This is a genomic window from Nocardia callitridis (genome assembly GCF_039543305.1).
GTDB lineage: Bacteria > Actinomycetota > Actinomycetes > Mycobacteriales > Mycobacteriaceae > Nocardia > Nocardia callitridis.
In genome coordinates, this window is sequence record NZ_BAABJM010000006.1 from 369,261 (window position 1) to 392,201 (window position 22,941).

Annotated in this window: 22 protein-coding genes; 9 read left to right on the top strand and 13 right to left on the bottom strand. The window is 64.8% G+C overall.

Annotated features, from left to right (window positions below):
• Positions 1-6: 6 nt before the first annotated feature.
• A complete protein-coding gene (locus ABEA50_RS26105; protein WP_345498719.1) occupies positions 7-324 on the bottom strand; it encodes a hypothetical protein in 318 nt (105 codons plus the stop codon).
• Positions 321-1,511 (bottom strand): hypothetical protein, encoded by a 1,191-nt coding sequence (locus tag ABEA50_RS26110; protein WP_345498720.1) that lies wholly within the window; start codon positions 1,509-1,511, stop codon positions 321-323. The genes ABEA50_RS26105 and ABEA50_RS26110 overlap by 4 nt, the downstream gene beginning before the upstream one ends.
• A 261-nt stretch (positions 1,512-1,772) precedes the next feature.
• Here ABEA50_RS26110 and ABEA50_RS26115 point away from each other — a divergent pair, with 261 nt between their 5' ends.
• From ABEA50_RS26115 to cyaB, 6 genes are read left to right on the top strand one after another with little or no spacing between them, the layout of a single operon-like run.
• Positions 1,773-1,991, top strand: a complete 219-nt coding sequence (locus tag ABEA50_RS26115) for a hypothetical protein (RefSeq protein WP_345498721.1) — start codon at positions 1,773-1,775, stop codon at positions 1,989-1,991.
• Positions 1,988-2,113, top strand: a complete 126-nt coding sequence (locus tag ABEA50_RS26120) for a hypothetical protein (protein ID WP_345498722.1) — start codon at positions 1,988-1,990, stop codon at positions 2,111-2,113. The genes ABEA50_RS26115 and ABEA50_RS26120 overlap by 4 nt, the downstream gene beginning before the upstream one ends.
• Positions 2,110-2,289 (top strand): hypothetical protein, encoded by a 180-nt coding sequence (locus ABEA50_RS26125; RefSeq protein ID WP_345498723.1) that lies wholly within the window; start codon positions 2,110-2,112, stop codon positions 2,287-2,289. Before ABEA50_RS26120 ends, ABEA50_RS26125 begins: the two co-directional genes overlap by 4 nt.
• Positions 2,286-2,453 carry a hypothetical protein gene (locus tag ABEA50_RS26130; RefSeq protein WP_345498724.1) on the top strand — a complete coding sequence of 56 codons (168 nt, stop codon included), beginning with the start codon at positions 2,286-2,288 and terminating at the stop codon, positions 2,451-2,453. Before ABEA50_RS26125 ends, ABEA50_RS26130 begins: the two co-directional genes overlap by 4 nt.
• Positions 2,454-2,483: 30 nt before the next feature.
• Positions 2,484-3,845, top strand: a complete 1,362-nt coding sequence (locus ABEA50_RS26135) for a hypothetical protein (protein ID WP_345498725.1) — start codon at positions 2,484-2,486, stop codon at positions 3,843-3,845.
• A gap of 17 nt (positions 3,846-3,862) precedes the next feature.
• Positions 3,863-4,408, top strand: a complete 546-nt coding sequence (gene cyaB / locus ABEA50_RS26140) for a class IV adenylate cyclase (protein ID WP_345498727.1) — start codon at positions 3,863-3,865, stop codon at positions 4,406-4,408.
• Between the two features lie 243 nt (positions 4,409-4,651).
• Here the strand turns inward: cyaB and ABEA50_RS26145 are convergent, their stop codons facing one another.
• The 6 genes from ABEA50_RS26145 to ABEA50_RS26170 form a co-directional block, all read right to left on the bottom strand.
• Positions 4,652-5,869, bottom strand: coding sequence for a hypothetical protein (locus ABEA50_RS26145; RefSeq protein ID WP_345498728.1), 1,218 nt, complete (start codon positions 5,867-5,869; stop codon positions 4,652-4,654).
• Between the two features lie 121 nt (positions 5,870-5,990).
• Complete coding sequence (locus ABEA50_RS26150; protein WP_345498729.1) at positions 5,991-6,848, bottom strand: hypothetical protein; 858 nt, start codon at positions 6,846-6,848, stop codon at positions 5,991-5,993.
• 377 nt (positions 6,849-7,225) lie between these two features.
• Positions 7,226-7,516 carry a VOC family protein gene (locus tag ABEA50_RS26155; protein WP_345498730.1) on the bottom strand — a complete coding sequence of 97 codons (291 nt, stop codon included), beginning with the start codon at positions 7,514-7,516 and terminating at the stop codon, positions 7,226-7,228.
• Positions 7,517-7,645: 129 nt separating this feature from the next.
• Positions 7,646-8,842: an amidase gene (locus ABEA50_RS26160; protein ID WP_345498732.1), complete on the bottom strand. Its 1,197-nt coding sequence runs from the start codon at positions 8,840-8,842 to the stop codon at positions 7,646-7,648.
• A 62-nt stretch (positions 8,843-8,904) separates the two neighbouring features.
• Complete coding sequence (locus ABEA50_RS26165; RefSeq protein ID WP_345498733.1) at positions 8,905-10,722, bottom strand: hydantoinase B/oxoprolinase family protein; 1,818 nt, start codon at positions 10,720-10,722, stop codon at positions 8,905-8,907.
• Positions 10,719-12,803 (bottom strand): hydantoinase/oxoprolinase family protein, encoded by a 2,085-nt coding sequence (locus ABEA50_RS26170; protein ID WP_345498734.1) that lies wholly within the window; start codon positions 12,801-12,803, stop codon positions 10,719-10,721. The genes ABEA50_RS26165 and ABEA50_RS26170 overlap by 4 nt, the downstream gene beginning before the upstream one ends.
• A 393-nt stretch (positions 12,804-13,196) precedes the next feature.
• Here ABEA50_RS26170 and ABEA50_RS26175 point away from each other — a divergent pair, with 393 nt between their 5' ends.
• Entirely contained in the window at positions 13,197-13,949 is a 753-nt protein-coding gene (locus ABEA50_RS26175; protein WP_345498735.1) for a FadR/GntR family transcriptional regulator, read from the top strand.
• 492 nt (positions 13,950-14,441) lie between these two features.
• Here the strand turns inward: ABEA50_RS26175 and ABEA50_RS26180 are convergent, their stop codons facing one another.
• The 4 genes from ABEA50_RS26180 to ABEA50_RS26195 all read right to left on the bottom strand — a co-directional run bounded on the left by ABEA50_RS26180 (position 14,442) and on the right by ABEA50_RS26195 (position 19,544).
• On the bottom strand, positions 14,442-14,903 hold the full coding sequence (locus tag ABEA50_RS26180) for a hypothetical protein (protein WP_345498736.1): 462 nt from the start codon (positions 14,901-14,903) through the stop codon (positions 14,442-14,444).
• Positions 14,904-15,692: 789 nt separating this feature from the next.
• Positions 15,693-16,532, bottom strand: a complete 840-nt coding sequence (gene cmrA, locus ABEA50_RS26185; protein ID WP_345498737.1) for a mycolate reductase — start codon at positions 16,530-16,532, stop codon at positions 15,693-15,695.
• A gap of 371 nt (positions 16,533-16,903) precedes the next feature.
• A complete protein-coding gene (locus tag ABEA50_RS26190; RefSeq protein ID WP_345498738.1) occupies positions 16,904-18,961 on the bottom strand; it encodes an NADPH-dependent 2,4-dienoyl-CoA reductase in 2,058 nt (685 codons plus the stop codon).
• A 25-nt stretch (positions 18,962-18,986) separates the two neighbouring features.
• Positions 18,987-19,544 (bottom strand): PadR family transcriptional regulator, encoded by a 558-nt coding sequence (locus ABEA50_RS26195; RefSeq protein ID WP_345498740.1) that lies wholly within the window; start codon positions 19,542-19,544, stop codon positions 18,987-18,989.
• Positions 19,545-19,652: 108 nt separating this feature from the next.
• Here ABEA50_RS26195 and ABEA50_RS26200 point away from each other — a divergent pair, with 108 nt between their 5' ends.
• Complete coding sequence (locus ABEA50_RS26200) at positions 19,653-20,999, top strand: MFS transporter (RefSeq protein WP_345498742.1); 1,347 nt, start codon at positions 19,653-19,655, stop codon at positions 20,997-20,999.
• A 9-nt stretch (positions 21,000-21,008) separates the two neighbouring features.
• Here the strand turns inward: ABEA50_RS26200 and ABEA50_RS26205 are convergent, their stop codons facing one another.
• Positions 21,009-21,659: a TetR family transcriptional regulator gene (locus ABEA50_RS26205; RefSeq protein WP_345498744.1), complete on the bottom strand. Its 651-nt coding sequence runs from the start codon at positions 21,657-21,659 to the stop codon at positions 21,009-21,011.
• 200 nt (positions 21,660-21,859) lie between these two features.
• Here ABEA50_RS26205 and ABEA50_RS26210 point away from each other — a divergent pair, with 200 nt between their 5' ends.
• Positions 21,860-22,939 carry a ferredoxin reductase gene (locus tag ABEA50_RS26210; RefSeq protein ID WP_345498745.1) on the top strand — a complete coding sequence of 360 codons (1,080 nt, stop codon included), beginning with the start codon at positions 21,860-21,862 and terminating at the stop codon, positions 22,937-22,939.
• Positions 22,940-22,941 lie beyond the last annotated feature (2 nt).

Consider the following 22,941-nt stretch of genomic DNA (forward strand, 5'->3'; position numbering starts at 1 on the left):
TCGGGATCAGCCTCCGAGCACGTGACCCCGCAGCCGGGATGAGCCCGTCCGGGCAGTGTCGATGATGTGCGCAGCCTCGCGCCCCGTCAGGCCGAGACGCTTAGCGAGCGCTATCGGGACGGTTTCGGCGTCGCCAGCCAACTCCACGAGCAGCCGATTACGCGCCTGCTCGGCGCGGTGGATCGCCGCCTTCGCGGCCTTGAACCTGTCCGAGCGTCGCGGTGATCGTCCGCCACCGCTGCGCACGTTCTCCTCGCCGGTGCCTGCCAACTCGGCGCGGGCGCGGGCGAGTTGCACCATCACCTCGGCTTCGCGATCACTCACACGATCACGATATCGCGAGCGGACAGCCGTGCATCCAGCTCCCGAACAGCTTGGGAGGCTGCCCACGGTGACAGTGCCCGCCGCCCGTCGGTGATCGCGGTCGCCAGACGTGGCGATCGGTTGCGCTCGGTCAGATCCACCGCCTGCACCACCGACGCGGCGGCCTCATCGATATCGCCAACCTGAATCAGTGCGCGCTCCAACTCCAACATCGTGATCGCCTTGTCACGAGTGCGGGTCGGCTCGATCGCCGCAATCGCCCGCCGAGACGACGTCACCGCTTGGACGCCGTCGCCGAGCAATGAGAAGCACTGGCCCCGGTACGACTCCAGGAACGGGTCCGACACGAAGTACGCGCGGGACTCGGCCGGGGTCAGACCAGTTGGGAGCCCGTCCATGTCGCGTGCCGCATCCTCCAACGCATCATGGCAACCGCGTCGCTGTCCCGCCGTCGCGTACGCCTCCGCCGCCCGCATCGCCACGTAGGCGCGCAAGGCGCGGTCGTTCGACTGCGCGACCCAACTCCGTGCCGCGACAGCGTGATCCACCGCGATACGCGGTTTACCCTCCCAGATCGCGAGCTGCGACAGATGGCACAGCATGTATCCCGCCCCGTCGCTGTCCTCTGCCTCGTGTGCGTAATCGCGGGCGAGGTTGTACAAGCGTGCCGCCGTGCGGTAGTCGAGTTGGTCCCACGCCAACGCGCCCGCGAACCCCAACCATTCCGCGTGCAGGGCAAGCATCGGCTGCCGGAGGTCGGCCGGGGATTCGCGCAGCATTGCCTCGGTCAAATGCTGCTGAGCGAGGACCATCCCGTGCGCGGCAGGCGATCCCAGCGCGTCATCGAGCAGCATCGCCGCGTGCAGGGTGGTGCGGACGCATTCCAACGCCCATGCGTCCGGGCGGCCAGCACCCGACAGCAGCCATTCGCCGCGCGCTGCGTCACCACCTAACCCAATGGCGGCGAACCCAATATCAGCGGTTGAGAGCATCTGACGGCGATCCACATCGTCCTCCTGATCGGGGCGTAGCCGTGCCCAGAAGGCGCCCACGATCTCATCGGATGCTCTCGACAGCGTTGTGTCGAGGGCGGCTTGGTAGACGTTGGCGATCCCACCGCCTGCCTCCCAAGCCTTGACGGTGCGAATGTGGGCGCCGAGTTTGGCTGCGAATTTGGCCTGGCTCATACGGAGTGACTGACGAAGGGCCAGCACTTCCGATCCAGTCCACTCCCCGACGTTAGCCATGCGATCCCCTGATGACGTAGTGGTGCGGACCACTGTAGCTGCCGAAAACCACCACGACACCACCAAAGCAGCACCACGTCAGCACCAGTTGGGCCACGAAACTCCTTGGTAGCACTCGCCGTCGGGGCGCGCCTATCTCCCCCGGATCAGGCCCCCGGCGGCGAGTGCCCCAACCCAACACACAACGCAATGAGGTCTCCGATGATCGAGATCAACACCGTCGCACTGCTCGACGAGGCGGACATCTGGGCTCCGCTGTCCCACAGCGTCCCACCCAATCCCCTCACAATCCTCGAAGCCCATCAGCTCATGCAGGATCACCGCGTCTGCCGGGTCGACGGCTGTGCCTGCAAGCGGTGCGCGTGGGAAAGACTGGTCGATGCCGGGCGCATCGTGCCGGACACGGGTCGCGCCCGATGAGCGCGCCGACCACCCTCGCGGAAGCCGCGCGGGTGTTGGAGGATGTCCCGGACGCCGAGATCGACATCCTCCGCCGCGTCGCCAAGGCGCTGCGCGGCCTCGACACCGAGGCCGAGTCGTGAACGTCGTCGCCCCCGCTGCGGTCCGCTCACGGTGGGCGATCAACGCGGCCGACTGCTACAGCCGACCGAACGTCGAGAGCCTGGAGCACGCCCGCTATTTGATGTCCGCCCCCGCCGGTCACGGTGGATGCCCGCAGTACCTCGGCGCGCTTGCTTACGGGTCGGCGGTCCGGTGAAGCGCTGGCGCATCACCTGGGACGAGGCCAACCGGCCGGAAGAGCCGCAGGGCTGGTTGCGGCGCGATGACGGCACGGTCGCGATGGTCGGCGAGGACGGGCGGGTCCTCGACCCCGCAGACATCGACCCCGATGGGCGCAGTAGCGGCCAGCACTCGATCTGAACCTGTGGGCAGGGGAACCGGAGGACGCCCATGAAAACCTTTCCGCAAGCACAGAAGACCACGTCCGCCTACCTCGATCTCGCGGCCAACGACCACGGCGCCGAAAAGGGTCTGCTCGCGCACCGCGCGCTCGGCCGTGTGCAGCACGCCCGGCCGCGCATGGTGGAGATCGGGCCCGGCGGTGGGTCGGCGGTGGAACACCTCGCCGCGCAACTGCGAGAGTCGAACACCGCAGTTGACCTAACCCTGATCGAAGCACCCGGCGTGGTGTCGCAGTCGCTCCTACGGGCGATCGACGAGTTCGGGGCAGCGGGCTCCTGTGTCCTCACACATGGTCTCGCGCAGGACATCGGCACCCTACTCGCTGAACCTGTCGACGTGATCAGCGCATCCGCGCTCATGCACGAGGTGTATTCCTACGGCGGTGGGTACAACGGCTTGCATGCCATGATGCGTATGCTCCCGGCCGTGTTGGGCCCCTATGGGTTCTTCGCCTACCGCGACATCTACGCCGTCGACGCGCCGTCCCTGCATGAGCGAGTCGTCCAGTCCTACGGGTCGCAGTCCTGGCTGCTGTTCCTGCGCATGTTCGTCAGCCAATACCTCGAGCACGGAACACACCCCTACCATCACCTCGACGACGAACTGGTGGCGCGGCAGAACTCCCGCATCACCCCTGTTGAGGAACTGGACATCCGCACGTGCGCGGTGATCACCGCGCCGATCGGGTTGTTCCGAGAAGTGCAGCGCCACTACATCACCCTGCGCGATCACGTCTGGCGATCCGGCGTTCTCGGATTCCGGCCCGTCCTGGACGGGCAACTGGCCGCCGACTGGCTCGACTTCGCGTCCGGGCACAAACGCGTCCACTTCGCATTCACCGAAACCGACTGGCTCAGCGAAGCGCAACGGGCGATGCTCGGTGCGGTCAGCGAACCCTACGCCGGCCATCAAACGGTCGACGGGGACATCTTCGACGAGGTGACCGACCTCGTCCTGATGGCGTTCCTCGCCAAGGCCGAACAGGGCGAGCCCGATTGCCTCGCGACGTGGGAAGCATGGCTTGCCCGCGAGGGTCGCGAGACCTACGCGTACATGACTGTTGACGAACTGCTCGCCGCGATGGCCACACATTCGGTCGAAGCACACCGCGACACCGTGCTGATCCCGGTCGGGTGCGATGACATTCTGAAGAACCGGCGGCACTACTACAATCGGTTCCTCACCAAGCGGTTGTCCAATCCGATGGACGACGCCAAGCAGCTGGTGCTGTTCCAGCACGTCCCTTTGGGGGACACCGATGTGCTCATGAGGGGATTGAGCGCAATTCGAACGCTGTGCAGCAAGCCAAGTCTGGCGCGGGTGCACGCGGCGATTCAGTCGAGAGGATGAGGATGACCACCACGCGGTTGATCGAGGTCGAGCGGAAACGGGCACTGCCGGATGTAGACGTGCTACGGCGGCGGCTTGCAGATCTCGGGTACGCCGCCGAGGCATCGACGGCCGAGACGGATGTGTACTACTCGCGGCCAGATGTGGATTTCATGGAAACCGTAGAGTGCCTTCGGATCCGACGGCGCGGCGAGTTCGCCGAGGCAACGTACAAGCCGCCATCGAACAAGGGCACGCACAGCGATGCCGGGGTGATCGCGAAGCATGAGACCAACGTGCGACTCGCACCCGATCAGGCGGAGCCCGCGCAGGATCTTCTCGTCGCGATCGGCATGGTTGAGCTGGCGACCGTGGAGAAGCATCGCACGGTCTACCGCCGCCGTGAGGGCGCCCTGGTGTCGATCGACCACATCACCGGCGTCGGCGACTTCGTGGAGGTCGAGGTGCTATCCCCGAAGGTCGACGAGGCCACCGCCGTCCTCGAGGCGGCCGAGCGGGAGCTGGGACTAGACGGTGACGTAGTGACGCTGCCGTACCGGGACCTGGTGATGCAGGCTCGATAGACGACGAATAGCCCCCCGCCGTGATCTTGGATTCCAGGGAAGATGGCGGGGCGATGTTGTTTTCAGGCGGCGGGTTCGACGTTGCCGCCGTCCTGGTGTCGTCGGATCATGCGCAGGTCCTAGCGGTGGTCGGCGCGTCGCGCGGGCCGGATGATGCGTGCGATCTCGCTCGGTGGCGATCCGTGGGCGCTCGAGAACGGTAGGTCCGCGTGCCGTCCGCTCCACACACGCGGAGAGTGCGCGTTATCCGCGGTGAGGCCGGTACAACAGACGCAGGACGCGGCTGCCGTGCACGATCGCGATTGACGACAGCAGCGTGGTCTTGGCTTCCCGCAGGCTCCAGGTCGGCAGCTCGCCGTTGCGCATCCAATCGGCCAATATGGCGGGGAGGGTGAAACTGAACCGGAAACCGGCCCCGTCGATGGGCACGATCTGCCAGTCGCTGCTCGAGGCCCGGTTGTCGCCTCGGGGCCGGTTGTGGTGGTCAGTGGGTTCGAGGTACACCTGCAGGTCCGGATTGCTCGGGTTGTCGATGTACTCCCTGAACGCTGTGGGGTCGTCGACCAGCAGGACAAGGATGAACGGCGCCGCCGGGAACCCGAGAATCAAGTGGTCCAGTGCGACTTGGCCGACTGCGGTGACGATATCCGCCAGTTGATCAGTCGGTAGTTCCCGCATGAGCGGGAGATCGTCGTCCTCGTCGGCTGGTTCTTCGCGCCGTTGAATCACAGGCAACCCGACTAGGGTCCTGTCATCGGCGGCAGCCAGACCGAATTCTGGAGTTGGGAAGACCGCCTCTGCGGCCGACCCGAGCAGCAGATTGATGCGTCCCGCAAGGTCGGGAAATATCTCGTCGTCGATATTTCCGGGCCAGGTGCCCAGAGCGTGGCGGAGTGCATGCCGGACTTGGTTCAGCGGCAACGACGCGAGATCAATACGGGTTGCCAAGTCGACGATCCGGACGGCGATGTCATTGGCGACATCCAATAGCGCAGAGAACCCCGGGTTGGACAAGTCGATCAGTGAGATCTGTTGCGCGAGAGCATATTCCTGAGCTGGTTTGGTGAATCCGTTGGCGGAGAACAGGGCGTATTGGTATTGGTGGCGCTTCATCGGGATTCGATACGCCCCGGGGGTCCAGGTGCTGTAGTACTCGTTTACGTCACGGATGGTCCCATAAGCGTTCCGTGCGTACTCGATCCCCAGCCGTCCGTTGCGATGCTTGGCCTCGACGAACAAGCGCAGAGGCAACGAGAACGGCAGCGGTAAATCCAACTCGCCGAGCACATCAACTTGATGATTCGTGCCACGACCGCGAACCAGCAAGCCCTTGCCACTGTCCTTCAATGCCTCCCGATCCTGATCCGCCGCAACGAGAAGCCGATAACCATTATCCTGCAGTAGCCGGGCGAGAAGTTCCTCGAGAACGTAACCTCGCACGGTCGACACGCTGATCGGCACCAGACCCCCTCTTGTCGTACCTCCGGCTACCCGCAGTAATGCCGCATTGCCCCCGGTCACTGCATCGAGCCACAGCGAGCCGGGACGGCCCACCGTTCGGCATCAGTGAATCATGCTGGGCTCACAGACGACGAATGGCCCCGGACGTGAACCACTGAACAAGAGTCACCGCAGCATGCGTTGCCATTTGGGCTGCTTCCCGGGTGATCGGCACCGCGCGTGTGACGCCTTCGTGGCGGTCGGTGTGTCCGTCCCACAACAGGCGAATCAACTGAACCACCACCGTGATTGGCAGGGATACTCCTGATCGGTCGTTGATAGCCATTTGGTAGAGATGGCCCTGTTGATTGAGCTGTCCCAGAACGTGTCCCAGCGTCGCATCGGCTTGATTCGGCACAACAACCGGGATCGCCGCCGCTTCCACAGCCAAGATAGCCTCGCGGTAGGCCGTAGACGGGTCCGGATGGAATCTGTACGCGGCATCCCATGCGGCTCGCAAATGGGTCGCCCCCGCGTCACGACCGGCTCGCACCGCGCTTTCAGTAGTGTCGCGCGCCGCCGCCGTCACTGTCGAGTCATGACGTCTCTCCAGAGCGTCGCCACTCGCGCCGACCTTCCAGACTGAACGGCCGTCTCGCAGAACCGCATCTACCTCCCCGACATAGCGCGGGATCAACCTGTCCCTGTAGCTGCTGCGGTGGGTCATGACATGTAACGTCGCGTCGACCCACTCCAGAAGTGAGTGCGTCGGCACACCCTGCGCGTTGAAGCCGTACCAGTACCGAACACGCGGAATGTAGCGCAGGCGTGCCATAACCTGCTGGCGCCACCCGTTATTAACCACCAGTCGGCTACTCAACCACTCTCGCAACGGGTACTCGAGCCATTCGGGCACCCCCTCGTACCAAGCCGGATCAGCAGATCGTCCCGCGTTTCGGTCGTTGAAGGATTGCCATGCCTGAGCCCCGTGGACAGTCATGGGGTTCGAGCGTAGCGACGAATCGACAGCAGTGCGAGGAACTTTCCAGCGAACAGTCCTTCAGACCCCAATGGTGGATCCGTTCCGGGCGGATCTCGTCCACAACCGCGATCTCCTGGCCGCTGGATGTGCCGGTCATGGTGATCCGCGATTCGCGAGATTCGCTGCGCACGATCGCAGTTGGGCCGCCTCCGGCGGAATCTCGTGGGTTCTCGAGCCTCCGACGACGTGAATAGACCTGTCGTGTGGGTATGGAGTCGCGAGTGCGGACCAGCATCAGAACCAGGCGGTGTCTCCCACCGGAACTGTGGACTCGAAGCTGTAATGGCCCGAGGTCAGGCAATATTCAGCTACCCACGGGAACGCGGCGAGAGTGATCAGGAAGAGCAGCGAATATCGGCGAGCATTTCCATGTACGCAAGGCACGCAGAAGACTGCGAAAGAGCAACCGGCCAGGCTGTTTGCTCGAAATCGTGCGGTGAAATACCGAACGCAAGATGGTGCACACCCTGGAACGGTGCCCCCTCGACCACGATCAGCCTGCTGCTACCGATGTCTATGGCGATGCCGTCGGGGTGCTCGGTGACGGGAAGTTCGAGCAGACCACGGTAGAATCCGGCGGCGGCTTCGAGATCCGTTGCGGTGACGACGGCTTCGATAATGTGCATGTCTCTACTCCCTTGGCTCGAGGGAATCGAGATTAAGACCTCGACCATGCTTCAGGTCAAGGACGCCGCTCGGAGTACGTGCCCGGGGCCGAGCCCCGCGCGGGGAAACGGGAACCGACCAGACAGCGTTCAGCCCATCATGATCGGCGGAATCACGTTGTGCCAGTTGGTTATCTGTTGATATCGCTGCCCGAGTTCGAACAGTTGCGCTTCTCGATCCGCCGCCGCGGTCAGTTGCGCACCGATGGGCATGCCGGATTCCGGATGGAAACCAACGGGGATCGCGAGCGTGGGCCCCTCGTGCAATGACCACGGGTAGCTGAACTGACCCATCCGTCGTGACTGGGCGACGACGTCGTCGCTCTCCTCGACGGGGGGCACATCGATCGGCATCGTCGGAGTAAGGACCACATCGACTTCGCCGAAGGTCCGCGCGAGGGTGCGCCGGTAGCGGAGCAGGCTCGATTCCGCCGCTGCCCGCTGTGATTCGCTGATGTCGAGCCCCAACGAGACTCGCTCGAACGTGGCCTTCTGGAACAGGGAAGGACTGCGCGCGAGCCGATCTCGATGCAGCTGTGCCACCTCGGAATAGAGCAGCGTATAGACGACATCCTGAGCGTCCTCGACGCCCGGAATATCGATGGGAACGATCTCGTACCCGAGCCGCGCCATCGCACCGGCCACGGTCTCTACCGCCGCCGCGATGGCGGGATCGATGTCGTCGGTGATGAAAGTCCTCGGGACACCGACTCTTCGGGCCGCAGCGCCGCTGGTCACTCGACGCGTTGTCAGCACATCGAAGACGCGCGCGACATCGGCGACCCGTCGTGCCATCGGCCCGACCGTGTCGAACCGCGCACTGACCGGAAATACGCCGCCGTTGCTGATCGCACCCCACGTCGGCCGCAAACCCGCGACGCCACAGGCCGAGGCGGGCAGTCGGACCGACCCGCCGGTGTCGGTACCCAACGACGCGTCGACGAGACCGGCCGCGACGGCGGCTCCCGACCCCCCGCTGGAACCCGCGGGCACCCGCTCGAGATCCCAGGGGTTTCGCACCCCACCCGCGGCCGAATTCTGCGACGTCACACCCACGGCGAACTCCGCCATGTTCAGCTTGCTTGTCACGATCGCACCGGCGGCGCGCAGCAGGCGCACAACATCCGCGTCGGTGCGCGCGATGCGATCGGCGAAGAACCGGGACCCACAGGTGCTCGCGACACCCGCCACGTCGATATTGTCCTTGACTCCGACGCGCATGCCCGAAAGTGGCCCGTCAGTGGCTGTCTCGGGGGCATCGATCCAGGTGACGACGCTGTTCAGCACGGCATCCGATGAGCGCGGGGCAGGGCCGCGATCGTCTTCGGCCCTGCCCCGCTTCGACTCGCTCAGACCGTGCTCCTCGCGCGCAGGCGTTCGGTGGCTGCCTCGTCCACCGTCCACGCCTCGGTGTCGACGACGACTCCGTAGTCGCGACGAGCGTCCTCGGCGGTGATGTATTCATCCCAGACATCGCTGAGTACCTGGAACTTGTCGCGCAGGAACGGATCACCGAATCCGCCGCCGGAAGGCAACTTGATCTCCAGGGTCTCACCGGCCAGGATCGTCTCCTGGGTCACCTTCGAGTACAGCACCTCCTCGCTGTCGGTGCCCGCGTTACGAGTGAACGAGCCCGCGACACCGTCCTGGCCACCCAGTGCGCCCGCGGGCGGATCGGACCGGTTGTCGGCTTCGGACCCGAGGAAGGTATCGGTTTCCATCAGCCACTTGCGAACGCTGCCGATGCCACCGCGCCACTGTCCCGGGGCCGGAGCCTCGTCACGCAGTTCGTACCGCAGCGCGCGCATGGCGTGATTGAGTTCCAGTTCCTCGATGGGGTTGTTGCGCGTGTTCGCCATCAGGGCATCCACGGCATCCATCCCGTCTTTGCCGTTGCGGCCGCCGTAGGAGCCCTCGTTGATCTCGATGTACACCCAGTACGACTCGCCGTCCGGCGCGATTCCGGAGTAGGCGATGGCGCAGAGCGCGGCCGAGGATCCGGCGACCGCGGAGTCCGGAAGTACCGGCGCGAGCGCCAGGTTGATCGAGTCGAAAATCCGGTTCACCTGGGAGAATCGTGCGAAGCACGAGGCAGGGAAAGCGGGGTTGAAGATCGATCCTTCCGGGGCGTACGCCTTGACCGGACGGAAGCATCCGTCGTTTTGGGGCACGAACTCCTCGGTCAACGCCTCGTCCAGCAGGATCGTGCGGATGGCCGAGACCGCGACAGGAAGCACAGAGCCTTCGAATGGAACGTTGAACGCGGTGGGCACCTGATCATTGGATCCGGTCAGGTCGATGAGGACGTTGTCGCCCTCCACCTGCACGCGGACGGCGACCTTCAGCGCAACGTCGCGGTTCTTGCCGTCGTCGTCGAGATAGCCGAGGGGAGCTTCGTAGCTGCCATCCGGTATCTCCCGAATTCGACTGCGCAGCATGTTCTCCGAGTAGTCCATCCAACGCTCGGCCGCGCTCATCACCGTGTCGAGGCCGTATTTCTCCAGCAGTTCGATGAAACGCTTCTCGCCGATGCGCGAGCAGGCGATGAGCGCTTCGAGGTCGCCTCGGTTCTGTTCGGGTGTGCGAACGTTGTCGAGGATGTGCTGGATGAGGTAATCGTTGCGCACTCCGGCGTCATAGATCTTCATCGAATCCATGAGCTTGCCTTCGGCCCACACATCGACGACGTCCATGCACAGTCCTGGGAAGTTTCCGCCGACGTCGGACACGTGACCGGTGCATCCGGCGAAGCCGATGTGCTGGCCTCCCCAGAAGATCGGGATGATGATGCCGTAGTCGGGCGAGTGCGCGGCGCCGTGGTACGGGTGGTTGTGCAAAATGATGTCGCCTGGCTTGTACGTTCCGGCGAGCTTGCGGTTGACCCCGCGGATGTAAGCAGGAATCGAACCGCAGTGCATCGGTGTGGAATCGGACTCGCACAGCTCACGGCCGTTGACGTCGAAGATTCCCGCGCCGAGATCCTCCGACTCACGGATGAGGCTGGAGTAGGCCATGCGGTAGAGGATCTGAGCCATCTCTTTGGCCATCGACTGTAGGGCTCCGCCGATGACGCGCAGGGTGATCGGATCGACCTCGACGTCGTTCCAGCTGCGGGTCGCCGCACCGGCGAGCGACACTCCCGTCTTCGGCATCAATGTCTTGCTCATGACCGGGTGTTCCTCTCGATGATGATGTGGCCGACCGCGTCGACGGTGGCGTGCTGGTTCATGCCGATGATGGTGGTGGAGTCGAACTGCTCGACAATCGCTGGTCCCTGGAACTTGTTGCCCGCCAACAGCAATTCCCGCTCGTAGACCGGTGTGTCGACCCATTCGGGCGCGGAGCTGTCGTCGCGCCAGAACAACGCGGGCGTCCTCGTCTTGATCGCGGCCGACGCGTCGGCGTCGCCCTTCTCGATCTCGGCGATCCGGACGTGCGGCACCGCGCCGACACCGGTCACGCGAATGTTGATGAGCTGCACGGACTTGTCGTCGAAACGCTGCGAGTACGCGCGTCCGTGCGCCTCGTGGAAGGCTTCCACCGTCGCCTTGACCCACACGCTGTCGATCTCGCCGTCCGGTGCGGGTACCCGTAGTTCGTATCCCTGTCCCACGTACCGGCAGTCGACGCTTCGTTCGAGGGTGATGTTCTCGGCAGGAACCTTGTCGGCTTCCAGTTGTGCGGTGGCTTCGCGTGACAGCCGATCCATCTGCTCGTTGAGCAGCCGCACATCGGGGTCCGCGGAGGAGGTCCACACCGTGGTGGGGACTTCGTAGCGGATGTCGGTGGTCAGCAGGCCGACAGCGGAGGTGATTCCGGGGTGTCCTGGCACGATGACGCGCGGTATGCCGAGCTGGTCGGCGATCTGCCAGGCGAACAGCGGTCCGGCACCCCCCTCGGCGATCAGCGAGAAGTCGCGTGGGTCATAGCCTTTGCGGACCGAGTGCAGGCTGATCGCTTCGGTCATCGAGTGCGCGAGGATCTTGAAGATTCCCATGGCGGCTTCATCGATCGACGTGTTGAGCTTGTCGGCGACCTGGGTCTGGATGGCGTCGCGGGCGAGCTCGGGTTTGACCGCCATGGTGCCCGACAGGAAACTCTTTTCCCGCAGCCAGCCCATCGTCACCATCGCATCGGTCGAGGTCGGCTCGGTTCCGCCGTTGTCGTAGCACGCGGGTCCTGGAACCGCGCCCGCGCTGCGCGGCCCGACGCGGAACATGCCGCCGTCGTCCACTACGGCGATGGAGCCACCGCCCGCACCGATGGTGTCGACCTCGGCCATCGGCACCATGGCGTGGTAATCGCCGATGCGAGTGTCGAGGAGGTGCTTCATGCGCAGCGCGCCGTCCGGTGCCACGCCGACGTCCGCGGAGGTTCCGCCGACGTCGAGGGTGATGACGCTCGGGTATCCCGACGCCTTGCCGATCGCGCATCCGCCGAGCAGACCGGCGACGACGCCGCTGGTCAGCAGTGACACGGGAATCTCGCTGGCGCTGCGTGAGGTGACGAGACCACCGGCGGAAGTCATCAGGTGCACGTCGTCGCCGATCTGGGCGACGGCCGCTTTCTTCGCGAGGTTATCGATGTAGTTCGAGGTCTTGGGGCCGATGAAGGCGTTGAGCGCGGCGGTCGAGAAGCGTTCGTACTCGCGGTACTGGGGCGCGACCTCACTCGACAGCGAGATGAACACCTCGGGGAACTCTTCGAGGATGATCTCCTTGACGCGACGCTCATGGGTCGGGTTGCGGTAGGCGTGCAGGAACGCCACCGCGATGGCCTGGACGCCACGCTCGCGCAGTAGTCGAACCTGTTCTCGCACGGCGGTTTCGTCGAGTTCGAGCAGCACCCGGCCCGCGGCGTCGATGCGCTCGGGCACCACGCGACGGTTGCGACGCGGCACCAATTGCCACTTCTGCCAGGGCAGGTCCTGGTAGTTGGAGTAGTTGAGCGGTCGCTTCTTGCGAGCGATGTGCAGCAGGTCGCGGAAGCCCTCGGTGGTGATCATGCCGACGTCGCAGCCGTTGTGTTCGAGAACGATGTTCGTCGCGACGGTGGTGCCGTGGAAGAACATGTCGATCTGCGACGAGTCGATGCCGGCGCGCTCGGCGAGCACCTCGATACCCGCCATGGTGCCGATCGACGGGTCGTGTCCGGTCGAGGGTGTCTTGTGCACGACGACTGTGCCGTCGTCGTCCCACAGAACAAGGTCGGTAAATGTTCCGCCGACGTCGACTCCGATGCGTTTCATCCAGCTTCCATTTCTTCCGGGGCTCACAGTGCGGCGCAACAGTGCGGTGATGGGCGACCGGGGCGAATCGCGTCCCTCGTGCGCACTGGCCACTACGGGAGGTGACTCGAGTCATAGTGCGGCACCAGCACACAAATAGCAATACCTCTGATGTTTAAGGTAAAAATCAGGCTATCTGGGGTGGATCACCACCGTTCGGCACTCGATGTCCGACAAAAGAGCCGATGTTTAAAGCGGAAGGGATCGCGGGTGATCAAAGGAGCGATCTGTTCTCTGGCACTCCACTCGATTCGCTACGCTCGAGCCACTCACCGACGAAACACCCCACGCAACGGGGTAGTAGCGACGGCGGTAACAAGCCAAGAGAGCACCCGAAAGGCAGCATCGACAGCCGTGACCGACCCGACGCCGCGCGAGACGACCACCAAGCGGCCGCCCGCTTACGCGGCACTCGCCGCCACCCTCCGAAGTCGCATCCTCTCCGGCGAACTGCAACCCGATGTCAGGCTGCCCGGTGAGGCCGAATTGACCGCGGAGTTCGGGGTCGGCCGAAGCACGATCAGGGAGGCGCTCCGATCGCTGGCCAGCCAGAACTTGATTCACACCACCCGGGGAGTCACCGGGGGCAGCTTTGTCGCGACGCCGAGCGTCGGTCACATCAGTGAGCACCTCGAGACCGGCGTCGCGTTGATGGCTGCGGCGGAGGCCGTCACCGTCGACCAGTTGATGGAGGTGCGCAACCTGATGGAGGTACCGGCTGCCGGAATCGCCGCGTTCCGACGTACGAGCGAACACCTCGAGCAACTGCGGGAGTCGATTTTCGTCCCCGACGGTATGCAGGGGCCGGACACGTACCGCAAGAACCAGGAGTTTCATCTCGTACTGCTGCGAGCGGCACACAACCCGATGCTGGAGCTGATCACCGCGCCTGTGTTCCGGGTGCTGTCGGGCCGGTTCGGCCGCGACAACGCGCCGGAGGGATTCTGGCACTGCGTCGACGACGACCATCGTGGCCTCCTCGATGTCGTCGAGTCAGGGGATTCGATGGCCGCGATGAACCTCATGCGCAAGCACCTCGACCACCTCGCGGACGCGTATCGGCAGATGGACCGACTGCGTTCGAGTGAACACCCTTCGAATACCTGACCTTTGGCGCACAACCGCGCGTAATAGCCGACAAACGAACCGGGTCGCCGCGTGCGTTGGTGAGTGTGGCGCCCCACGGTGCGGGCCGTAGCCTCGGTCCGTCCACGGGCTGACCAAAAGTGGAGCATTGTCTGGACGAACCAGGGGCACTACCTGTACGCCCGCCTACGCCTTCTCGACATGATTCGTACCATTGCCGCCGCCTTGTCCTTCGCTGCTCTCGCCGTCACCGGCGCCGGGTGGGCTGACAACGTTCACGCCGAACCCGTTGAGGTGCGCGACATCCTGCGCGCTGACCCCACCCCACGGGAAAGGAGGCGGCGCTGGCCTCGCTCGGCGACGAGCCCGGCCTGATCGCGGCGTACCTCCGTGGTCGTGTGCTCGGCGAAACGGTGAACACCCAGTGCTCCGAGTTGGTGCCCGTCGTCACGTAAGCCCGAACGCAAACGACCGCCCCGGATTCCTCGTGGAGTCCGGGGCGGTTTGCTGTGATCAGGCGAAGGTGTACTTGAGTGCTCGCTCTGCGGCGAGCTCGTCGGTACGGTCCTCCGCGCGTTGCGCCGAAGACTTCAACCGCGACAAGGCAGCAGCATACGGATTCAGTCCATGAACAAGACGGCTTCGTCCAGCCTCTTCCTGCCGTTCCTTTACCCGCGCGAGTTCGGCCAGGACGCTCAGCCGAACCGCCTCCGCGTACTCCGGCGCGTTCTCTGCTGCGAGGATCAGATCCGCCACGAACTCAGGCTCAACACCCCGGTTCGGGATTTCAAATCGCCGAGTCGCCACGACACCCTCTCTCGCGACGGCGAGTAGGGCTCCAGGGTTGCGCAAGTTGTGCCGAACTGCCTCGAGCATTCCCGCATCGTACGGGGCGTCGAACACTTCTCGAGACTCTGAGTCCGTGAGGTACACGAACAAGTGGTAGGTCGTATCACCATCCGGCTGGTCAAACACCCAATTCAACAGGGCACCTTTGGATAGCTTCGCCAGGGCCGACCGGCCATTCACCGGTACGACCTTGGGGGGATCCTCGAGCTCATCTGACGAGATTTCTCGCATCCAGTCAAACGGCCCACGTCTACGAATGTGGAACATGCTCAACCTCCGGACCTGCGACAAGCGCTTCCAGTTTGACACGTTCTGACCTGCCCCACCAGGAACGGTGGGATTTGACACTGGCCCCAGGGATGGGAGCCGAGATAGTCCCATGCCGGGGACTGCGCTCATGCGGACTCGAGTACACCCAGTATTCGCATACTTGCAGTGTTCCTGCACGGAAGTGGCGCACCGCGTCTTTGGGGCGCCGAGATCGACCGAACGCAGCATAGACCGCCTGGTCCACGTCGAGCCTCCCATCGACCACCGATAGGCTGTGTTCACGGTGCCATCGCGGTTCCTCGCTGAACTTGTTCGGCAAGTTGCCGCATTGGGTGACGCAAGTTCCTGGTGAAAATTGTTGCGCCTCAGATGTTTCCAGCTCCCACCAGCGCTGGCCCCTCTTTGTCATCGCCGCCATCATAGCCTGTGTCTATCGAACGCGGCTGTGAACGCTTCAGGTTACCGAACGGTAGCTAATTTGCTGTTCGCTGCCCTTGGTGCGGATCGTGACATCGATCATCCATGCCACCTGTGGCAAGTCCGGTTAGCTCGTGATTGCCCAGCGTCCGACGCAACTCCGCACGCGAGTCAAGGGCTCTACACAGTCGGCGGCCGTGCTGCCGGTGCTCGCGCAGCCCGGTGGTGCTATTTCCGAATAAACTTCCTGGGTCGCGGCGTGGGCTTGGCGCCGAGCTTCTTGTAGAAGGCGCCGGCGATGGGTGCGGTGAAAGAGCGGGGTCCGTACTGGCCCGCGACGCTCATGCCCTTGCTGATTACACCGGGAACTACCCGCATCTTGTTGCGGTACAGCGCGTCGATGGAGATCTTCGCGGTGTATTCCGAGGACACCCAGAGGAAGTCGGGAACAACCCGGTCGACTATCGACTGGTCGGTGGGGTCGGGGATCTCGGTGCGCACCGGCCCCGGCGCGAGCAGGCTGACGTGCACACCGGAACCCTTGAGCTCGCCGCGCAGCGACTCGCAGAAGGTGTTGGCGAATGCCTTGCTCGCCGCGTAGGTCGCGTTGTTCGGGATCGCCATGTTGCCGGCCGCCGAACCACTGATCAGGATGCCGCCCCCGCGCCGCTCGATCATGCCTGGCAGGACCGCGAGGGTCAGGTCGTGCACCGCGACGGCGTTCAATTCCATCTGTGTGCGCTCGTACTCCGGGTCGAGTTCGGAGACGGCGCCGAAGGTCGCGATGCCCGCGTTGTTGCACAGCACCGCGATCTCGCGCTTGGCCAGTTCGTCGGTGAGCACCCCACGCGCGATCCGGTCGGACAGATCCACCGCGCGGACCTCGACGGCGACACCGTGGGTCAATGTCAGCCGGTGGGCGAGTTCATCGAGCAGTTCCTCGCGGCGAGCGACGAGGATCAGGGAGAAGCCGCGTGTCGCGAGTTCGGTGGCCAGAGCGGCACCGATGCCGGAAGAAGCCCCGGTGACAACGGCGCGGCTCTCGGTGGTGGGGAGGGGCAAACTCACGTCAAAAGCCTATGCGATGGGCGGCGGGGAACAGACCAGCACCGCTCGGTTGATACTGCTCCGGTACCAATCGGCGCCGCGGCTGCGGCCGGTCCTGAGCGGTCGAGCATACCGGGTTGCGGTGTCCACGCCGGCGTCGACCTCGTCGTTCGATCGACGCTGGATGGATCGGACCAATGCGACCAAGCGGGCGCGCGCGTCGACGGTGGGGTGGGGAGTGTGTTGCGATCGACACCTGCTCGCCCGACCCAGGTTTCGCACGCGCGGTGTCAGCCATGACCGTTGTATCGGCCCGAGGTCGCCGAGCGCTACAGAACCTCGTTGCGCACGCGGCGGCGTATTCGCCCCGGCGGGGCCGTGATCGCCGCCGCTCACAGCCGCGCGGCCAGGCGTGTGCCCTGGTCGATGGCGCGTTTGGCGTCGAGTTCGGCGGCGACATCCGCGCCGCCGATGAGGTGGGGCGTGAGACCGGCCGCACGCAGCGGTTCTTCGAGTTCGCGGACCGATTCCTGACCCGCGCAGATGATGACGTTGTCGACCGCGATCAGGCGGGGGCGTTGGCGCTTCTCGCCGAAGCTGATGTGCAGGCCGTCGTCATCGATGCGTTCGTAGTTCACGCCGCCGACGTGCTCGACGCCCTTGGCCTTCACCGCCGCGCGATGCACCCAGCCGGTGGTTTTGCCGAGGCCCTTGCCGAACGGAGTGGTCTTGCGTTGCAGCAGCACGACATCGCGGGCGGCGGGGGAGGGCTCGGGTGCGATGAGTTGTCCGCGCAGCGAGTGGTCGTCGGCGACCACGCCCCACTCCTGTTTCCACTCATCGATTTTGAGGGTCGGATGCCCTTCGACGGTGAGGAATTCGCTGACGTCGTAACCGATTCCGCCCGCGCCGATCACCGCGACGCGCTTGCCGACCGGTCGGCCGTCGCGTACCAGTTCGGCGTAGGACAGCACCATCGGATGATCGATACCGGGGATGTTCGGTATCCGTGGCCGCACCCCGGTGGCGAGTACTACGTCGTCGAAACGTTCGTCGAGCAGCTCCTGCGCGCTGACTCGGCGATTGAGATGCACTGTGACGCGGGTGGTTTCGAGTTTTCGGGCGAAGTACCTGATGGACTCGTTGAATTCTTCCTTGCCGGGGATGCGGCGGGCGATATCGAATTGGCCGCCGATCTTGTCGTCGGCCTCGAAGAGTTCGACCCGGTGGCCGCGTTCGGCCAGTGCGATCGCGGCCGAGAGTCCCGCGGGCCCCGCGCCGACGACGGCCACGCGTTTGGTGCGGCGGGTGGGTGCGAGGATCAGCTCGGTTTCATGGCCTGCGCGCGGATTCAACAGGCAGGAAACGGTTTTTCGTTGGAAGACGTGATCGAGGCAGGCCTGATTGCAGGCGATGCAGGTGTTGATCTCGTCGTCGCGTCGCTGCTGGGCCTTGTTCACCCATTCGGGGTCGGTCAGAAATGGCCGTGCCATCGAAATCAATTGCGCCGCACCGCGGGTGAGGATCTCCTCGGCGGTTTCGGGCATATTGATCCGATTGGACGCACAGACCGGGATGCTGACCTGTTCGGTGATCTTCGCGGTGAATTCGAGGAACGCCGCACGCGGCACGGAGGTGACGATGGTGGGGACGCGCGCCTCGTGCCAGCCGATGTCGGTATTCAGTATGTCCGCACCCGCCGCTTCGAGTTCCTGTGCCAGCGCGATGATTTCGTCGAAGGTCTGCCCCTGTTCGACGAGTTCGGCCATCGAGAGTCGAAACATGAGGAGGAATTCGCGGCCCACCTTCGCGCGAATGCGGCGGACGACCTCCACCGCGAGACGGCGGCGATTCTCCGGGGTCCCGCCCCACTTGTCGGTGCGTCTGTTGGTGCGCGGCGCGAGGAACTGGTTGATGAAATAGCCTTCACCGCCCATGATTTCGCAGCCGTCGTAGCCCGCGAATTCGGCGAGGCTCGCGCAGCGCACATAGTCGTCGATGGTGTTCTCGACGCCCTTGCTCGACAGCGCCCGTGGTCGGAACGGATTGATCGGCGCCTTGATCGAGGACGCCGAAACACTGCCTGGCATATAGGAATACCGTCCGGCGTGCAGAATCTGAATGGCGATCTTTCCGCCGGCCTCGTGCACGGCCGCGGTGATCGTGCGGTGCCGGTACGCCTCGTTCCTGTTGGTGAGTTTCGCGCCGAACGGCAGCAACCAGCCGGTGCGATTCGGAGCGTAACCGCCGGTGACGATGAGTCCGACACCGCCGCGCGCGCGTTCGGCGAAATAGGCGGCGAGCTTGTGGGTGTCCCACGCTCGGTCTTCGAGGCCGGTGTGCATCGACCCCATCACCACCCGGTTGCGCAGCGTAGTCGCGCCGAGCGCCAAGGGTTCGAAGAGTGCGGGGAAGCCCCCGTGCGACGGTGCGGAACTCTGTGCGTTCATGGCGTCGAGTCGGACCTTTCTGGAGTCAATCCGCGTGCGGGGCTGGCGCGTGCGGCGGTAAGGCGTGCAGTACTTCGTCGCACCATTCGACGGCCCCGGCCTCGACGCGGATACCCGCGCGCAGAACCAGGTATTGGTGCAGTGCGGTGCCCGTGAGCTGGTCGGGCGTCGGGAAGTCGCGCTTTTCGATGCGGTAGTAGATGTCGAGTCGTTGGGCGTGTTGATCGCGGTGGCGCGCGACCTCGGTGCGCAAGGCGCCGAGGTCACCGTAGGCGGCGGCGCGAATTTTGACCGCGAGTTCGTTGCGTGGCGAGTCGGCGTCGGTGGGTTCGGCGATCCAGCGGGCCAATTCGGCGCGCCCGGCGTCACTGACCGCGTATACCCGTTTGTCCGGCCTGCCCGCTTGCGCGACGGGTTCGCTGTCGAGCCAACCGGATTCGGCCATTCGCTTGAGCACACGGTAGATCTGCTGGTGCGTGGCGCTCCAGAAGTAACCGATGGACTTGTCGAAGCGTCGCGCGAGCTCGTATCCGGAGCCAGCGCGCTCGGTCAGCGATACCAGCAACGCGTGCTCGAGTGCCATGCGGCTCAGAATAACCGTCACCGGCCGTACTATGCAACTAGGTGCATAGTGATCGGAAGGATTGTCGTCCGACCGGTAACGGCCGCGACAGCGCATTAAGCTGCGCGCATGAGCGAGGTGAACGCGCGAACGACTGTCGGGCAGGCCACGGGGCGCGGGCAGGTAATCGCGTGGGGGTTCTGGGATTGGGGATCGGCCTCGTTCAACGCCGTGATCCTCACCTTCGTCTTCTCGGTGTACCTGACCGACAAGGTGGGCGACGATCTACCCGGTGGGGTTTCGGCGAGCTCCTGGCTGGGCTGGGCGCTCGGCTTGTCCGGGTTGATCGTCGCGCTCACCGCGCCGATCAGCGGTCAGCGCTTCGACGCGTCGGCCAAACGTAAACGCTCGCTGGGGATTCTGACCGCGCTCACGGTCGCGGCGATGATGCTGATGTTCTTCGTCCACGACGACTACCACGACCTGTGGCTCGGCCTGCTGCTGCTCGCGGTCGGGTCGGCGTTCTTCGAGCTGGCCGGTGTGCCCTACAACGCGATGCTGCGCCAGGTCTCCACCAAGGACACCGTGGGCCGGGTGTCCGGATTCGGTTGGGCGATGGGCTATTTCGGTGGCATCGTCCTGCTGCTGATCTGCTACTTCGGCTTCATCTCCGGCGACGGTGACACCAGGGGACTGCTCGGCATCCCCACCGACGACGGCATCAACATTCGCCTCGTCGCAGTCCTCGCCGCCGTCTGGTTCGCCGTGTTCGCGCTGCCCGTGCTGTTCGCGGTCCCCGAATTACCGCCGACCGACGCCGATCCCGGCGCCGCGCGGGCCGGGTTCTTCGGGTCCTATCGGGTGCTGTGGCGCGATCTCACCGAGCTGTGGCGGGTCGATCGCCGCACGGTGGGTTTCCTGCTGGCCAGTGCGATCTTCCGGGACGGCCTCGCGGGAGTGTTCACCTTCGGCGCGGTGCTCGCCGTGCAGGTGTACGGGATCGCGGACTCGGATGTGTTGCTGTTCGGCATCGCCGCGAACGTCGTCGCGGCGATCGGCGCGGTAGTCGCGGGCCGGGTGGACGACAGGGGTGGCCCGAAACTGGTGATCGTGGTGTCGTTGGCCGCGATGCTGGTGTTCGGCACCCTCTTGCTGCTGGTGTCGGGTCCGTTGATGTTCTGGATCTTCGGCCTGCTGTTGACGGTGTTCGTCGGCCCGGCCCAGTCGGCGGCGCGTTCGTTCCTGACCAGGGTGGCTCCGCCTGGCCGCGAAGGCCAGCTCTTCGGGCTCTACACGACTACGGGGAGGGCCGTCTCTTTCTTGTCTCCCATGCTGTTCGGCCTGTTCGCCTGGATCTTCGAGGCCGATCGGGCCGGGATCATCGGCCTGTTGCTCGTCCTGGCCGTCGGTCTCGCGGTGCTGCTGCCGGTGGGTCGCCCCGATCGCGAGGAGTCGGCGCCGATCGCGGCGGAATGAGGACGCGGCTCAGGATTCGTTCCGCGGCTTCCACGCTCGGATTCCCAGTGAGATCAACCGGACCTGTTGCAGGGTTCGGTCGACGATCATGCGCTGATCGCGCGGTGCCGCCGAGACGTAGGCGGCGATCGAGTCGGTGACGGTGGCCACCAACAGATCGGCGGCGACCTCGAGATCGCGCGGTCGCCACTCGTCCAGTGCGCGGATGCGCGACAGGTCGGCGACGAGTTCACGCACGATCAGCTGAAGTTCCAAGGAGATCGCGGTGCGCAGCGCCAGTGATCCGCCGTGCCGTTCGCGGGTGAGGAAGCCGAACAGTTCGCGCTTGGGATCGACCTGCGCGAAAACGAAGCGAATGGTGTCCGACAGTCCCGCATCGGAATTGCGCCGCACTTCGCGCAGCGCCAAGCGCAGTGCGGTCACCCCGTCATCGACCAGGGTCGCGCCGAGATCCTCCAGTGAGGCGAAGTGCCGATAGAACGCGGTCGGCACGATGTTCGCCGACCTGGCGATCTCACGAAGGCTCAGCGCCGCGAATCCGCGATCGGCGGCCAGCGCGAGGGTGCCGTCCAGGAGTGCCTGCCTGGTGCGTTCCTTGCGCTCGCCTCGGGTTGCTGCCTGCTCGCTCATCTCGGTGTGCAGCATACATTCGTTCACCATTCGCTTGGTCCTGGATATGTTAGTCGGGTCACAGGCCGTGCCGGTTGACAGCTACCCCCTACCATCCGTCACACTTAATCAGTGTACAGACGTGCACTGAAATTTCTCTCCGACCCGGCGACCGCCCACCGCGCGCGTTCCGAGTCCAACGCACGTCTTCGGCCCGTAAGAAACAGCCAACTCGAGGTCACGGAGTACGAATGGTGGATCTGGTCAACCTGGTGCAGACCCTGACATCTCCGCACCACCTGGATCGCTATCTGGAACTGGTGAAACCGACGCTCACCGTCCGCGATATGCGGGCGGAGATCACCGACGTCGACCGATCGGTGCCGGGGTCGGTGACGCTGACCCTGCGCCCGACCAGGCAGTGGAAAGGTCACGCCGCCGGTCAGTACGTCGAGGTCGGCGTAGTGATCGACGGTGTGCGCCACACCCGCTGCTACTCACCCATCGACCCGCAGTACCGCAGCGATCGCCGCATCCGGCTCACCGTCAAGCGGCACCCCGAGGGCTTGGTTTCGGGGTATCTGCACCGCGCGGCATGTGCGGGCATGGTGGTCTCGCTCGCACCGGCCTCGGGTGTCTTCCGACTCCCCGAGACCCGTCCCGACCGGCTGCTGCTGATCAGTGGCGGCAGCGGTATCACCCCGGTGCTCTCGATGCTGCGCACCCTGGCCGACGAGGGGTACCCCGGTGAGGTGGTGTTCCTGCACTACGCGAAGTCCCCCGAGGCAGTGCCGCATCGCGCGGACTTGGCGGCTATCGCGGCGCGCCACAGCAACTTCCGTGTCGAATTTCGCTACCCGTCGATCGTCGACTCGGCCACGGGAAACCCCGGCGGTTACTTCGACCACGACGAGCTGGCGAGGGTGGCGCCGTGGTTCGCCGACGCGCAGGCCTTTGTCTGCGGTCCTTCGGCATTGATGGACGCCGTGCGCGAGGTCTACGAATCCCAACACCTCGAAAACAGCCTGCACACCGAGGAATTCACCCTTTCCACGACCCCGCTCGACGCCGACGAGGTGTTCGGTGCCGCGAACTTCCTCGCCAGCGGGGTCCAGGCGCAGAACGCGGGCGCGACGCTGCTCGAGCAGGCCGAATCGGCCGGGCTCGCCCCGGAATACGGCTGCCGCATGGGAATTTGCTTCTCCTGCACCGCCGTTCGCCGCACGGGCTGCACCCGCAACGTACGCACCGGTGAGACCAACAGCGATCCCGATCAGCCGATCCAGCTGTGCATCAGCGCGGCGGTCGGTGACGTCGAGATCGACATCTGAGC